The sequence below is a fragment of the Neorhizobium galegae genome (genome assembly GCF_017877055.1).
Taxonomy (GTDB): Bacteria; Pseudomonadota; Alphaproteobacteria; order Rhizobiales; family Rhizobiaceae; genus Neorhizobium; species Neorhizobium galegae_D.
Map to the genome: position 1 here is coordinate 1,711,752 of NZ_JAGIPG010000002.1, position 13,412 is coordinate 1,725,163.

At 61.9% G+C, this 13,412-nt stretch carries 13 protein-coding genes; 7 read left to right on the forward strand and 6 right to left on the reverse strand.

The features are described 5' to 3' along the window. The first annotated feature begins 105 nt into the window (after positions 1 to 105). Both J2857_RS19010 and J2857_RS19015 read left to right on the forward strand, forming a co-directional pair. Positions 106 to 1,506 carry a DegQ family serine endoprotease gene (locus J2857_RS19010; protein WP_210011733.1) on the forward strand — a complete coding sequence of 467 codons (1,401 nt, stop codon included), beginning with the start codon at positions 106 to 108 and terminating at the stop codon, positions 1,504 to 1,506. Beyond that, positions 1,503 to 2,819: a replication-associated recombination protein A gene (locus J2857_RS19015; protein WP_046635325.1), complete on the forward strand. Its 1,317-nt coding sequence runs from the start codon at positions 1,503 to 1,505 to the stop codon at positions 2,817 to 2,819. The genes J2857_RS19010 and J2857_RS19015 overlap by 4 nt, the downstream gene beginning before the upstream one ends. An 18-nt stretch (positions 2,820 to 2,837) precedes the next feature. Here the strand turns inward: J2857_RS19015 and J2857_RS19020 are convergent, their stop codons facing one another. Further along, a complete protein-coding gene (locus J2857_RS19020) occupies positions 2,838 to 3,152 on the reverse strand; it encodes a DUF1883 domain-containing protein (RefSeq protein WP_210011581.1) in 315 nt (104 codons plus the stop codon). A 346-nt stretch (positions 3,153 to 3,498) separates the two neighbouring features. On the opposite strand from J2857_RS19020, the gene J2857_RS19025 reads away from it, so the two are divergent. Then, the gene (locus tag J2857_RS19025; protein WP_210011582.1) at positions 3,499 to 4,440 is read left to right on the forward strand and encodes an alpha/beta fold hydrolase; all 942 of its coding nucleotides are present in this window, start codon (positions 3,499 to 3,501) and stop codon (positions 4,438 to 4,440) included. A gap of 95 nt (positions 4,441 to 4,535) precedes the next feature. On the opposite strand, the gene J2857_RS19030 is transcribed toward J2857_RS19025, so the two are convergent. Together J2857_RS19030 and J2857_RS19035 are read right to left on the reverse strand one after the other, a co-directional pair. After that, positions 4,536 to 5,537: a ketopantoate reductase family protein gene (locus J2857_RS19030; RefSeq protein ID WP_210011583.1), complete on the reverse strand. Its 1,002-nt coding sequence runs from the start codon at positions 5,535 to 5,537 to the stop codon at positions 4,536 to 4,538. 80 nt (positions 5,538 to 5,617) lie between these two features. Continuing rightward, positions 5,618 to 5,836 (reverse strand): hypothetical protein, encoded by a 219-nt coding sequence (locus J2857_RS19035; RefSeq protein WP_210011584.1) that lies wholly within the window; start codon positions 5,834 to 5,836, stop codon positions 5,618 to 5,620. Positions 5,837 to 6,053: 217 nt separating this feature from the next. Here J2857_RS19035 and ftsZ point away from each other — a divergent pair, with 217 nt between their 5' ends. Next, positions 6,054 to 7,079: a cell division protein FtsZ gene (ftsZ, locus tag J2857_RS19040; RefSeq protein ID WP_210011585.1), complete on the forward strand. Its 1,026-nt coding sequence runs from the start codon at positions 6,054 to 6,056 to the stop codon at positions 7,077 to 7,079. 151 nt (positions 7,080 to 7,230) lie between these two features. Then, the gene (locus tag J2857_RS19045) at positions 7,231 to 8,016 is read left to right on the forward strand and encodes a class I SAM-dependent methyltransferase (RefSeq protein WP_210011586.1); all 786 of its coding nucleotides are present in this window, start codon (positions 7,231 to 7,233) and stop codon (positions 8,014 to 8,016) included. A gap of 54 nt (positions 8,017 to 8,070) precedes the next feature. Here the strand turns inward: J2857_RS19045 and J2857_RS19050 are convergent, their stop codons facing one another. After that, the gene (locus J2857_RS19050) at positions 8,071 to 9,003 is read right to left on the reverse strand and encodes a hypothetical protein (protein ID WP_210011587.1); all 933 of its coding nucleotides are present in this window, start codon (positions 9,001 to 9,003) and stop codon (positions 8,071 to 8,073) included. A 1,314-nt stretch (positions 9,004 to 10,317) separates the two neighbouring features. Between J2857_RS19050 and J2857_RS19055 the strand changes: the two genes are divergently transcribed. Further along, positions 10,318 to 10,947 carry an outer membrane protein gene (locus J2857_RS19055; protein ID WP_210011588.1) on the forward strand — a complete coding sequence of 210 codons (630 nt, stop codon included), beginning with the start codon at positions 10,318 to 10,320 and terminating at the stop codon, positions 10,945 to 10,947. 217 nt (positions 10,948 to 11,164) lie between these two features. On the opposite strand, the gene J2857_RS19060 is transcribed toward J2857_RS19055, so the two are convergent. Then, the gene (locus J2857_RS19060; protein WP_210011589.1) at positions 11,165 to 11,797 is read right to left on the reverse strand and encodes a hypothetical protein; all 633 of its coding nucleotides are present in this window, start codon (positions 11,795 to 11,797) and stop codon (positions 11,165 to 11,167) included. Between the two features lie 315 nt (positions 11,798 to 12,112). Next, on the reverse strand, positions 12,113 to 12,820 hold the full coding sequence (locus tag J2857_RS19065) for a hypothetical protein (protein WP_210011590.1): 708 nt from the start codon (positions 12,818 to 12,820) through the stop codon (positions 12,113 to 12,115). A gap of 285 nt (positions 12,821 to 13,105) precedes the next feature. Here J2857_RS19065 and J2857_RS19070 point away from each other — a divergent pair, with 285 nt between their 5' ends. Then, entirely contained in the window at positions 13,106 to 13,306 is a 201-nt protein-coding gene (locus tag J2857_RS19070; protein WP_210011591.1) for a hypothetical protein, read from the forward strand. Positions 13,307 to 13,412: the final 106 nt, after the last annotated feature.

Consider the following 13,412-nt stretch of genomic DNA (forward strand, 5'->3'; position numbering starts at 1 on the left):
GAAAAGCTTGACGGTTTTCGCCATCGTTTCCGTTGTTCCGCCACCTTTCCTTTCTAGCGTCTCGCGCTACAAATCGATCCGGATTTTTCTCACATGAGGACTTACATGCTGACCATGCCGAAACGCGTGTCGACCGGCCTTCTCGCCCTTGCTCTCCTGATGCCCGTGGCGGCGGTCGCGCAGGAGAAGGTGGTGCCACAGAGCCGCCAGGAAATGCAGCTCTCTTTCTCGCCGCTCGTCAAGCAGACCGCCGGCGCCGTCGTCAACGTCTATGCCGAGCGGGTGGTGCAGCGCCTCAATCCGTTCGCGGGGGACCCCTTCTTCGAGCAGTTCTTCGGCCAGCGCATGCCGAACCGTTCGGAAAAGCAGTCGTCGCTCGGCTCCGGCGTCATCCTTGCGGCTGACGGCCTCGTCGTTACCAACAATCACGTGATCGAAGGCGCCGACGATATCAAGATCGCGCTTGCCGACGGCCGCGAATTCCCCTGCGACGTCGTGCTGAAGGACGAGAGCATCGATCTGGCTGTGCTGCGCATCAAGTCGAAAGAGCATTTTCCGGTTCTCGCCGTCGGTGATTCCGATCGGACTGAAGTGGGTGATCTGGTGCTGGCGATCGGCAACCCGTTCGGCGTCGGCCAGACGGTGACCAGCGGCATCGTCTCCGCGCTGGCCCGCAACCAGGTCACCACGGGCGATTTCGGCTTCTTCATCCAGACCGACGCCTCGATCAATCCGGGCAATTCCGGTGGCGCGCTGATGAATATGAACGGCGAGCTGATCGGCATCAACACCGCGATCTTTTCACGCGGCGGCGGTTCTAATGGCATCGGGTTCGCGATCCCCGCCAACCTCGTGAAAGTCTTTTTGGCGGCGGCTGCCGCAGGCAAGACCAGCTTCGAACGCCCCTTCGTCGGCGCAAGCTTCGATGCGGTCAATTCGGATGTCGCCGAAGCGCTCGGCCTCAAGACCGCCCGCGGCGCGCTGGTGACCCGCGTTGTCGAGGGCGGACCGGCGGACAAGGCCGGCCTCAAGCCCGGCGAAGTGGTGACCGCGGTCAACGGCATTTCGGTCGAGCATCCCGATGCGCTGGGTTATCGGCTGACCACCGCCGGTCTCGGCAGGCAGGCGGTGCTGACCGTCCAGACCGCCGACGGCCAGCGGCAGGTGAACCTCGCGCTCAACACCGCCCCGGAAACCACGCCGCGCGACGAGCGGCTGATCGAGGGGCGCAATCCGTTTGCCGGCCTTCGGGTTGCCAATCTGTCGCCGAAGCTCGCGACCGAACTGCGCATCCCGGCTGAAAAGACCGGGGTGGTCGTGACCGACGTGACGCGCAACTCTCCCGCTGCCCGCCTCGGCTTCCAGCCGAAGGACATTCTGATCTCCCTGAACGGTACCGCGGTTACCAGTACCAAGGGCATGGAAACCATGCTCGACGACGATCCGGGCTTCTGGCGGGTCGAGATCGAACGTGGCGGCCAACGTATCCGGCAGTTCTTCCGATGAGCGGTGATCTTTTCGCGCCGAAGGTTCCGGAAGAGGTCGCCAACCGGCGGCCGCTTGCCGACCGCCTGCGGCCGAAGTCGCTCGCCGAAGTCACCGGCCAGCCGCATTTGACGGGCGAGGACGGCGCGCTGCGGCGGATGATCGATAGCGGCTCGCTCGGTTCGATGATCTTCTGGGGTCCGCCCGGCACCGGCAAGACCACGGTGGCGCGGCTGCTTTCGGGCGAGGCGGGGCTTGCCTTCGAGCAGATCTCGGCGATCTTCTCCGGCGTCGCCGATCTCAAGAAGGTCTTCGAGACCGCACGCCTGCGCCGAATGGACGGGCGCCAGACGCTGCTCTTCGTCGATGAGATCCATCGCTTCAACCGCGCCCAGCAGGACAGTTTCCTGCCCGTCATGGAGGATGGCACCGTCATCCTGGTCGGCGCCACCACCGAAAACCCGAGCTTCGAACTCAACGCCGCTCTCCTGTCGCGGGCCCGGGTGCTGACCTTCCGCAGCCATGACGAGGAAAGCCTGAGCGAGCTTCTCACCCGAGCCGAACAGGCCGAAGGCAAGCCGCTGCCGCTCGACGAGGATGCGCGTGCCAGCCTGATCCGCATGGCCGATGGCGACGGCCGCGCGGTGCTGACGCTTGCCGAAGAAGTCTGGCGCGCCGCGCGGGAAGGGGAGGTCTTCGATACGACGGGTCTCACCCAGATCGTCCAGCGCCGTGCTCCGGTCTATGACAAGGCGCAGGACGGGCATTACAATCTGATCTCGGCGCTCCACAAGTCTGTGCGCGGTTCCGATCCCGATGCTGCGCTCTATTATCTGGCCCGCATGTTCGATGCCGGCGAGGATCCGCTTTATCTCGGCCGCCGGCTGGTGCGCATGGCGGTCGAGGATATCGGCCTTGCCGATCCGCAGGCGCTGGTCGTCTGCAATGCCGCCAAGGACGCCTATGACTATCTCGGTTCGCCGGAAGGGGAGCTGGCCTTTGCGCAGGCCTGCGTCTATCTGGCGACCGCGCCGAAATCCAACGCGGTCTATACCGCCTTCAAGGCCGCCACCCGGGCCGCCAAGGAAAACGGTTCGCTGCTGCCGCCCAAGCATATCCTGAATGCCCCGACCAAGCTGATGAAGGGCGAGGGATATGGCGACGGGTACCGCTACGACCACGACGAGCCGGATGCTTTTTCAGGTCAGGATTATTTTCCGGAGAAAATGGGCCGGCAGACATTCTACGATCCGCCTGAACGCGGTTTCGAGCGTGACATCCGCAAGCGGCTCGACTGGTGGGCCAAGCTTCGCAAGGAACGAAACCCCAAGTAGATCCTCTGCTGAAACCGATCAGGAGGCCTGTTTCTGGGCCAGGACATTGGCTGGCGCCCCGATCAGCCTGACGGAAGATTCCGCCAGCCCGTGGTGGCCTTCCATGTCCACGATGACGTGCCAGTGGCCAGCCTCGGGGATCACCAGACGGATAGGGGATCGCTTGGCAACGCCCCCGACATATTTGAAATCAAGCAGTTCGGTAAAGCGCTGAAAATTGGCAGCGTTCATCAGGCGCACGTTATTCACCGCATTCAACGTCACCTCGATCGTCGTCCCCGCGCGCTGCGGTTTGAGATCGTAGTGGGTAAAGCGGAAATTCGGGACGGCCATTCCTGCCTCATTGATGCCAGCATAGAAGTTCATCAATCTTAACGATGTGTCGTTAACGAATGGTGGAACATTGCAGTTACCTATGTGTTTAGTTCTCTGAAGACCAACTTCAGCCGGCACAATCCCCATGCCGCGCCGAAGACAATTAGGCGGCTTTCTTCCCCTGCAGCCGCCGCACAAGAATAGTATTTTGACCTCCAATCTGCCTGTCCCGCCGTCTCCTCGCGGCGGGATTTTCTTTGCGTCAGGAATTTTTGGCGTGGCAAGAATTTTGGCGTGGATTGTCGGCCCACGCCCTTCCACTCCGTCCTTGGGGCATCACCAACCGATCCCCGAGGAGGACGTCATGTCGACCAGGATATTCGCTACCGCAATTGCGGCCTTTGCCGCATCCTTCGTTCCGGCATTCGCCGAAGCGCAGGAGCCGAAATCGGCCGCACCGCAGGCGACCCTCGCCGAGCCATCGAAGAAGGGTCATGTCGAGGCCGGCGGCATCAGCTATTATTACGAGATCCGCGGGGAGGGTGAACCGCTCCTGCTGCTCCATGGCGGTCTCGGCTCCGTCGATATGTTCGCACCGATCATGCCGGCGCTGACGGAGCACCGCCAGGTCATCGCCGTCGACCTGCAGGGCCATGGCCGCACCTCGCTCGGCAAGCGTCCGATCAGCCTGGAAGCCATGGGCGCCGACATGAGCAAGATTGTCTCCGAGCTCGGCTATCGCCAGGTCGATGTGATGGGTTATTCCATGGGCGGCGGCATCGCCCTGCAGATGGCGGCTCAGGCGCCGGAAAAAGTACGGCGGCTCGTCATAGCCTCGGCGCCGTTCGCCAAAAGCGGCTTCTTTCCTGAAATGATCCCGCAGCAGGAGTCCGTCACCGGTGCCATGGCCGAGATGATGAAGGACACGCCGATGTTCATCTCCTACAAGGCCGTGGCTCCGGACGTCTCCGAATTCCCGCGGCTTCTCGATGCGATGGGTGATCTGATGCGCCGGGATTACGATTTCTCCGATGCGGTCGCCAAGCTGACCATGCCGGTCATGCTGGTCTTCGGCGACAGCGACATGGTACGCCCGGAGCATATCGTCCAGTTTTATCAGAAGCTCGGCGGCGGCCTGAAGGATGCAGGCTGGATGCGGGAGAACATGCCGAAGAACCGGCTGGCGATCCTGCCCGATCTCACCCATTACGAAGCATTCGCATCGCCCGCCCTGGCGTCGACCGTGCTGCCTTTCCTGGACGGCAAGAGCAACGCGCCGAACTGGGCGGAGCAGGTGAAGAAGTAAATCATAGGCAATGCTATGCCGGCCGAAAGGCTGGCATGGGCTGCGGTTTCAAGCACTTGCCGGCATCTGCGGAATCTCGTTCGGAAAGACTTGAATCAGTTTCTGAGGTTTTCGCGGTCCAGCTGGACGGTCAGCGCCAGCACCGTCTCGCAGGTCGGTGTCGGCACGCCGGCGAGCTTGCCGAGCGCCACCACCATGCCGGTCAGCGGCACGATCTCCAGCGCCTTGCCGGCAAGCAGGTCCTGCAGCATCGAGGTCCTGACCGGACCGAAACCACCCGACCGGTTAAGCTGTTCGTCGACGCTGCCGCTGAAGACCGCGCCGAGCGCCTCGCCGACTGCCCTGGTTTCGGTCATCACCTTGCCGATCTGTGCGGCGAGCGGCGCATTGTCCATGATGCTGTTCATCCGGCCTCGGGTAAGCGCACTGATCGGGTTGTAGGCGGCATTGCCCATCAGTTTGGTCCAGATCGCATCGCGGATACGCTCGGTCGGAATGATATTGAGGCCGGCGCGTCCAAGAAGCTCGCAGATCGACGCCAGGTCCGGCGAAAGCGCGCCGGAAGGTTCGCCGAGGAAAAAGCGGCCGTCGCCATTGAGGCGAATGGTGCCGGGCTCGGTGACCTCGGCGCCCTGATAGGCGACGCAGCCGATAACGCGTTCCGGGCCGACCAGCCGCCAGAGCTTGCCTTCCGGATCAAGTTCCGGGAGCTGTCGTTCCGCATGCCCGCTTTCGGAATCCCGATGGAAATACCACCAGGGAATGCCGTTGAGGATCATGATGACCCGCGTGCCTTCCTTGAGAAGGCCGGCAAGGCCCTCGGCCGCACCCGCAAGCTGGTGTCCTTTGAGACCGGTGACGATCAGGTCCTGTTTCGGCAGCTCCGACGGGTCGCTGGTGGCGGTGACACGCGCATGGAGCGGCGCGGCATCGCCGCCCCGTTCGACGGTCAGGCCGTTTTCGCGAATGGCGGCAAGATGTGCGCCGCGCGCCACGACGGAGACATTCGCCTCCGCGCCGAGACCGCTCGCGATCTTCGTCGCGAACGCGCCGCCGAGAGCGCCGGCCCCATAGATGCAGATATTCCTGATGGTCATGATGTCCTCGCCAGAGCTGTATGCGGTGCGGTAGGTCTAGGACATCTTCGGCGCGCGGGCGAACGAGTTTTTGTGATGGATCAATGGGCCCAGCTGTCGGACACGAGCTCTGTCCGGCGAAGCTCGTCGATCGCCGTGACGGCGTCCTCCACCGACCAGCCGGCCTTGACGGCGGCGGCGATCATCTTGATCTCCGCCTCCTCTTCGAGCGCAAGAAAGAGCGGTTCGAGAGCCTCCTGAACGGTGAGGATATGGTCATCCGGCGGGGCGATGGACGTACGTGCGGCGGACGTAGGCATGATACGCTGGGCTCCTCTCTCTTTTGTGATCGAATCCTCACAATTGCTGTAACCGAAAAAGGTTCCACGCAACTGTGGAAAATTTCTTTCGGCGGCTTTCTGTGCAGCGAAGCTTGTTCTTTCGCCAAGCCTCTGCCTTGTTGCCCAGCTAAAATACATGTGATTCGGGTGCCACCAGGCCGCCCGCCCGGCGGGTGCCGATGCCAAGGAGATTGCGATGACGGACGGCAAGAAATACCAGATCACCGAAATGCGGCCGAAGATCACCGTGATCGGCGTCGGCGGCGGCGGCGGCAACGCCATCAACAACATGATCGCCGAGGAGCTGGAGGGCGTCGATTTCATCGCCGCCAATACCGACGCGCAGGTTCTCGCAACGTCCAAGGCATCGCGGCGTATCCAGCTCGGCGCCCATGTGACCGAAGGCCTCGGCGCAGGCTCGCTGCCGGAGATCGGCCGGGCTGCCGCGGAAGAGTCGATCGATGAGATCATGGATCATCTCTCCGGCTCGCATATGTGCTTCGTGACGGCCGGCATGGGCGGCGGCACAGGCACCGGTGCCGCGCCGGTCATCGCCCACGCCGCCCGCAATGCCGGTATCCTCACCGTCGGCGTTGTCACCAAGCCCTTCACCTTCGAAGGCAACCGCCGCATGAAGACGGCCGATGCCGGCATCGAGGAACTGCGCCGCGCTGCCGATACCGTCATCGTCATCCCGAACCAGAACCTGTTCCGCATCGCCGATGCCAAGACCACGTTTGCCGACGCGTTCATGACCGCCGACAAGGTGCTGTTCGCCGGCGTCGGCTGCATTACCGACCTGATCGTCAAAGAAGGCCTCATCAACCTCGATTTCGCCGACGTCAAATCGGTGATGAAGGGCATGGGCCGGGCGATGATGGGCACCGGCGAAGCCTCCGGCGACGGCCGCGCACTGCTCGCCGCCGAAGCCGCGATCGCCAACCCGCTGCTCGACGACATCTCGATGAAGGGTGCCAAGGGCGTGCTGATCTCGATCTCCGGCGGTTCCGACATGACGCTGTTCGAGGTGGACGAAGCGGCAAGCCGCATCCGCGACGAGGTCATGGACGATGCCGATATCGTTGTCGGCGCGATCTTCGACCGCAGCCTGGACGGCAAGTTCCGGGTCTCGGTGGTGGCGACCGGCCTCGATGGCGGCGAGGCGGGCGTGGCTCCGGGCACTCCGGCGGACATGCCGCCTTACCAGCGCACGCTGCAGTAAGGTCCCGACTTCCGAGCGGAAGACCGTTCCAATCAGAACCTTCCGGCGGTTGTGCTGCCGGAAGGTTTTTTCTTTTGCTTCCGCCGTCTTCCCTTTGTCATCCGTCGCGGATATAGCTCGCCGCCCAACCGACGATTGAGAGGAGACGAGCATGGATGCGACTGTTGTCGGCGCCCATTGGGAGAGCAATGCCGAGACCTGGACGATCTATTCGCGGGCCGGTTACGACAAATATCGGGATGCGCTGAACACGCCGGCCTTTCTCGACATGCTGCCGCCGGTTGCCGGATTGAAGGGCCTGGATCTCGGCTGCGGCGAGGGCACCAATACCCGCGAAGTCGCCCGGCGCGGGGCAGAGATGACCGGCCTCGACATCGCCCCGACCTTCATCCGCTATGCCCGCGAAACCGGGGAGAGCGAACCGCTCGGCATTACTTACGTGCTCGGCGACGGGCAGGGGATCGACTTTCCGGACGAGAGTTTCGATTTCGTCACCGCCTTCATGTCGATGATGGACATGGCCGACCAGCGCCAGGTGCTGAAGGGCGTTTATCGTGTCCTGAAGCCCGGCGGTTTCCTGCAGTTCTCGATCCTGCATCCTTGCTTCGTGCCGCCGACGCGGAAAAATATCCGCGATGAGACGGGCGAGGCGGTGGCCGTGCAGGTGGCCGACTATTTCGACGAGACGGACGGGCGGATCGAGCGCTGGCTGTTTTCGGAAATTCCCGCCGAGGAGCGGGCGAAGCTGACGCAGTTTTCGGTGCCGCGGTTCCACCGGACGCTGACCACCTGGGTTTCGATGATCGTCGAGACGGGGCTGGTGATCGAGGCGTTCGGCGAGCCGATGGCGTCGGAAGAGCTGGCGCTGGCAGAACCGGTCGTCGCCGATACCCGCGTTGCGCCGATCTTCCTGCATATCCGCGCCGGCAAGCCTTGAGACGAAAAAGAGCGGCCACGCTCTCGCATGGCCGCTCGATCATGATCGTGGCGGTTAGTAGCGCGTCGCGACGAGCAGGTCTTCTTCCTCGTCCCGCTGACGGCCGCCGAGTGCGGCGGCGGCACAGGAGATAAACGCGCCGACGAGCAGCGACAGCGAGCCGACCAGCGCCGTGGTGGCGGCTGCCTTGCGGGCCTCGTCCGCGGCCTGCTGGGCTGCGACCTTGGCATCCTCGATCCGCTTCAGGACCGCATCGACGCGAGCGCGGGCATCCTGCGGCGAAAGGCCGGTGCGGGAAGCGACGATGGTTGCCAGATAAGCCTTGTCGTCTTCCGGCACGCCGCCCTGGACGGCGCCGTTGAGAAGAATGCGCGACACTTCCGCGGTTGCGGCCGTGTTGTCGTTCTGGGCGCGGGCCTGGGCCTGCTGCGGACGCAGGAGCGCATCGGTGAAGTAGGAGGTTGCCATGTCGGTGCCGCCCGAGGACGAATTGCCCGAGGACGAATTGTCGGAGGCTGCCGCCGCTGCCGAACCCGCAACGCCGGCGGTCGCTGCCGCCGAACCGACCGCCTGAGCGCCGGCGCCGGCCAGCGAACCGAGCGACGAAGCAAGGAAGCCCGCGACGAAGACGGTGGCGACGGCCCAGGACACGAAACCGTGGGCGGTATCGCGGAAGAACACCTCGTCGGTGTGGACTGCGGCCCATTTGGTGCGCAGCCGGCCGGTCAGATATCCGCCGAGCGCGGCCGACAGCCATTGCACCACCACCAGCCAGATCGCCGCGCTGATGCCGACGGTCGCAGCCGAGCTGCTTTCACCCGACCAGGGAGAGATCATGGTGAGGCCGAGACCGGAACCGAAAAGGATGAGGATGAGGCTGATGCCGATGGCGGCGACCGCGCCGCCGATGATCGGCCCCCATGCGATCGCGGATTTTGACGACTCCACCGGAGTTGCGATCGCGGAGCCTGTGGATGAAATTGGCATGTTTCGCCTCCTCAACGCATGAAGAGAACGAGAAGGATGACGATCGGTAGTGGAATGCCGAGAAGCCAGAGCAGAATGCCGCGTCCCATGGTGAACCTCCTGAAAGATAACGGTTTGTTGATCTTGATTGCGTCCCTCCAACACGCCGGATGCTCTTTGGTTCCTGCGGCAGGGATATTTGCCGTTTTCCACCTCCTTGGGTTGGTTCGGTGGCCGTTCGTGCTCGGCGCGGTAGGGGAAGGGCGGGAAAGGGCATGCCGTGTCGTTCACGCGCGATGTCGCGCCGTGTCTGAAGCCTGCGATCGGACGGGGCGCTGAAAGCTGCCTCGTAAGATAGTAATAGGTGACACCTCTCAGCGCCCCGTTCGGCGGTTATTATCCGCGACTTCGGTCCCTCTGCGATGACGGGGGTTGTGGGAACGGTTGCGTGCCCCTCCGGAGAGTGTGTCATGCACGCTCTCAGACCATGATACCGCAGGCCATGACCGCCGCCCGGCATCGTCTTCCACCTGCGCCACACAATCCGGGTTTTGAAAAACCCTCGGACGCCGCCCGGCGCGGCCCCGATCACCCTGTGTGCCTCACAGGCACGCCCGGCGCTCCATGATGGAAAACGAAACGAGAAGTCGGTCCGACAGCTTCTCACCCGTCCCACGTCGCCGGAGGGAGACCATTGTCCGCGAACCCCGGATGGCAGGACTTACGTCCTTTCCTATCCACCCGGCGCCGGTCCCGCCTCGCCGGCACGCCTGCCGGTGTATCCGTGACGGAACGGGGAGATTGTAAGCACGGGTCGGGAAGGCGAGGATGAAGGGGAGGCTAAGTGCTTGATGGGGCTGACGGGGAGGTGCCGAATGTGCCCGGATAGGTCGGCGTCTGGAGTGTAGATCCTCGGGTCAAGCCCGAGGATGACGACCTTGGATGTCAGATGACGACCTTGGGTGTTGTACCCTCTCCTCCGTCATCCGCCGCTCTCTCCGTCATCCTCGTCCTCGGGTTAAACCCGGGGATGACCCGAGGATCCAGCCACGATGCGCCCGTAGAGAGCCCCCGTTCGTGGCGATGCCGCTTCGCCCCGCATCGGCGCAGGGGGCTGCTCTCGGGACTGTTACACTTGTTGATCGGCGGCACCGCGGCAGCGGCCGGTCAGTTAAGAGAGTATTTATGAATTCGTGAAAAATGGATGGATATCTGCCGGCGGTCCGGGCCTGAGGGGCTTGGGTGGGATGACTGTGGCTGCCGCGCGATGCGTAACCTTTTGAGTAACCGCCTGCATGTGTTTGAAATGCAGGTGCTGTACGGAGTAAGCCAACCATGAACAAGAAGCCCTTCGCCCTGGCGATCTTTACCGCATTCGCTGCCACGCCCCTCTGGGCTGCCGACCTCACCTCCTATTCCGAACCTCCGAGCTATAACGAGCCTGCCGGCGCGCCGAAGGCCGGTTGGGGGGGTGCCTATGTCGGTGCCGATCTCGGCATGGCATCCCGCAAGCTGAACCCGTTCGATGGCGACAAGGGCCTCGTTCTCGGCGCTCACGGCGGTTACAACATGGACCTCGATTCCGGCGTCGTCGGCGCGGAAATCGAAGCCTCCCATCTCGGCAACGTGGAAAGCCGCGTGCCGGGCGGCAAGATCACGGAAAAGGGCCGCGTGGCCGCCAAGGCCAAGGCCGGCGTCGGCTTGAACCAGACGCTCGTCTACGGCACCGCCGGCGTCGCACTCACCAGCTTCGGCGGCAAGAATGGCACGTCCGGTCCGGACGGCTGGAAGCCGGGCTGGGTCCTGGGCGCCGGCGTCGAGCAGAAGCTCACCGACAACCTGTCGGCCCGCTTCGAATACAATTACACCATGACCAATGACGTCCGCAGCTCGTCGGGTGGCGTTTCCTCGCGCACCGATGTGCGGGATCAGACGCTGAAGGCCGGCGTGAACTACAAGTTCTAGAGCACGTCCAGCAAAAGTGCGTCAGCGGTTTTGCGTCCGGACTGCGTGAAAACAAATAGATAGAGCATTTCAGGTGATCCGGTTTTCACCGGAAATGCTCTAGTACCGCAAACTCTTCGGATCCATCGGGTCTGGAGACGGTATCGTGCGGTTCGACAATCTGCAAAGCGCCGTATGCCGGGAGGCATACGGCGCTGCCGGTTTCAAGGGCAAGCTCTCAGAGAGCGGCGTCCGGGTCGAGTTGGTCGCGGACCTGGTCGATCTTGCCGACTGCGGGGCCTACTCCAAGCTGGTCCTGCGCCCATCCAAAGGCCTCGTCGCTCACCGGCGCGCCCGCGAAATCCTCCAGCGCATCGCGAAGGGCGGCTTCGCCGAGTTCGGGATCCGTGACGGCGGGATCGATGCCGTTCGTCAGTTCGTACTGGGCATAGGCCTTCACGTAGGCCGAGAGCGAGGCCATCCGCGGATCGCTTGTGTTGAGATAGGCGTGGTAATTGCGCTTCAGGGAGCTGAGGCCTGCCACTTTTACGGCCTGCGGCTTGGCTTTCTGCGCGGGTGCCGTTCCTTTCGAGACCTTGCGGTCGGCATCCTTCTTCGCCCGCTCCTTGCCGGAGCCGAGACTGGCCGAGGTCGACCGGCTCTTGCCGGAATGGCCATGGTTCGAGATGTTGTCGCGATCGGTGCCGCTGCCGCCGCCGTTTCCACCGCCATGGCCGCCACCATTACCGCCGCCGTTGCCGCCACCATTTCCGTCTTTGGCGAAAGCGAGGTCTGAAAATCCGGTTACCCCGCCGACGGAGACTGCAGCAAGCGCCAGGACAACGATGCCGTTCTTGAGGACCTTGTTCATATTTACCGATCTCCATATGCCCTGCCCAAGCCGGGAGACGCTCCGCGCTTGGGGGCTTTTCAGATGCCGCGCATTCTGGAGCAGCGGCCGATATAAATCCATGGGATTAGGGCCAATGAGCCTGCATTCGGGACCAAGGTCCGGTGGGGCGGGGACCTTGGTCTCATGGAGTTTGCGGGGCGAAGCAGGCAGGTGGGCTGTTTGTGACGGGATGAGCTCTCCTCCCCAGCCGCCGTGCGTCTGCACGGCGAGAAGAGGCGTCCCACGCAAGGAGGGAGATGGGAGCACCGCTGGCATTCTTCGAATATGTTCAGACTAAGGACGAAGTGGTGGCGCAATGCCATTCCAAGATTCGATAAAACGTTGCGTTTCTTTCGGGTAGAGATCAGCTGCAGAGACGCTAAATATGCTGAAATACGCATTGCCGCATGCGTCGGTCGTGTGCCACGTTAGGTTGGCTAGGTCGCTGTACGTATTGATATAAAGCTGCGCGTTTACGTGGGGGCCGATGTGGAATCGATTGCCGTCATGATGAGCTATTATTGATGTCGACGATGGATGTGTGCCGTAGTCGGAAAAGAAGTGGAATTTCTCGTAGAGAGAAGCAAACCGCGCGGTGCCTTTCAGCCGAGGCTTAGTGTTGAGCTTCATCGGGCTAAATTTTTTCCACTGATCCTTGCCACTGAGCTTTCGCCATTGGCGCACATCTTCAGGGATTTCAGTGAAATATAGCGCGAGCATGCCGATTTCGGCAATATCGCGGAGCAGACCAGCGGCCTGAACGAAATATCCGCAATCTAGCAATTTTGTTGCCGCTCCAACTTGGTTCACGATTCGAAAGCCAAGTTGAGAAGCAGCCAGATAGTCCGCGTGTTCTTCTGGATCGTGTCGCGCGACATCCTGATGAAGCAGAGCCTTCCGAAGCAAATCAGTTGACGCCACGAGAACTTCGACTTGAGCCGAAATGGCAGAGGCGAGCCGATGATGGCCCGCCTCTACTTCGCGTTCGTCAAAGATGCTCATCAAATGTGGAGCGACAATCAGTATGACATAAAACGGATTTCAATCTCCCAGAACTAAGGCGCTTTTAGATCGGTTACGACAAGCATAGTGACACGACGACAGATCGGTTTGACACAACATTAACGCTGGCAAAAACCAGGATGCCCCAGTCGGATCACCTCCGTATTTGAAGGTTGTTGAAAAGTTGGCCAAATGCCAAATTCACGCGCCACCCGGCTACAGAAAAAATGTTGACAGTCACGTAAAGTAGAACAAAGCTTAGACGACTAAAATGAGGATATCGGAATGTTTGAAGTCGTCATCATGATCTGCTCCGCACTAATGTCTGCCCTCGGAATCACAACTGTGCTGTTCGCGTTGATGGAAAATCACACGATCCCTCTCATTGCCACTGACACGTTTGGATTTATCTGCTATTTTTCGTGGCTCCCTGGCCTAGCCGCTTCGATGATTTTTCTTTCAATGACCTCACGGTTTGCTGAGTGACAATCCCGGCCCGTAAAATGCAGCGATCAAGCTCAGAGAGCTGATGCCGCATCAATGTAACATCGGCATAACTCCGTGGGATTACGCATAGGCAGAAAACCGACAT

Coding starts and splice junctions, on each gene's coding strand:
- J2857_RS19010 (WP_210011733.1), top strand. CDS start 106: ATGCTGACCATGCCGAAACGCGTGTCGACCGGCCTTCTCGCCCTTGCT.
- J2857_RS19015 (WP_046635325.1), top strand. CDS start 1,503: ATGAGCGGTGATCTTTTCGCGCCGAAGGTTCCGGAAGAGGTCGCCAAC.
- J2857_RS19020 (WP_210011581.1), bottom strand. CDS start 3,152: ATGGCCGTCCCGAATTTCCGCTTTACCCACTACGATCTCAAACCGCAG.
- J2857_RS19025 (WP_210011582.1), top strand. CDS start 3,499: ATGTCGACCAGGATATTCGCTACCGCAATTGCGGCCTTTGCCGCATCC.
- J2857_RS19030 (WP_210011583.1), bottom strand. CDS start 5,537: ATGACCATCAGGAATATCTGCATCTATGGGGCCGGCGCTCTCGGCGGC.
- J2857_RS19035 (WP_210011584.1), bottom strand. CDS start 5,836: ATGCCTACGTCCGCCGCACGTACGTCCATCGCCCCGCCGGATGACCAT.
- ftsZ (WP_210011585.1), top strand. CDS start 6,054: ATGACGGACGGCAAGAAATACCAGATCACCGAAATGCGGCCGAAGATC.
- J2857_RS19045 (WP_210011586.1), top strand. CDS start 7,231: ATGGATGCGACTGTTGTCGGCGCCCATTGGGAGAGCAATGCCGAGACC.
- J2857_RS19050 (WP_210011587.1), bottom strand. CDS start 9,003: ATGCCAATTTCATCCACAGGCTCCGCGATCGCAACTCCGGTGGAGTCG.
- J2857_RS19055 (WP_210011588.1), top strand. CDS start 10,318: ATGAACAAGAAGCCCTTCGCCCTGGCGATCTTTACCGCATTCGCTGCC.
- J2857_RS19060 (WP_210011589.1), bottom strand. CDS start 11,797: ATGAACAAGGTCCTCAAGAACGGCATCGTTGTCCTGGCGCTTGCTGCA.
- J2857_RS19065 (WP_210011590.1), bottom strand. CDS start 12,820: ATGAGCATCTTTGACGAACGCGAAGTAGAGGCGGGCCATCATCGGCTC.
- J2857_RS19070 (WP_210011591.1), top strand. CDS start 13,106: ATGTTTGAAGTCGTCATCATGATCTGCTCCGCACTAATGTCTGCCCTC.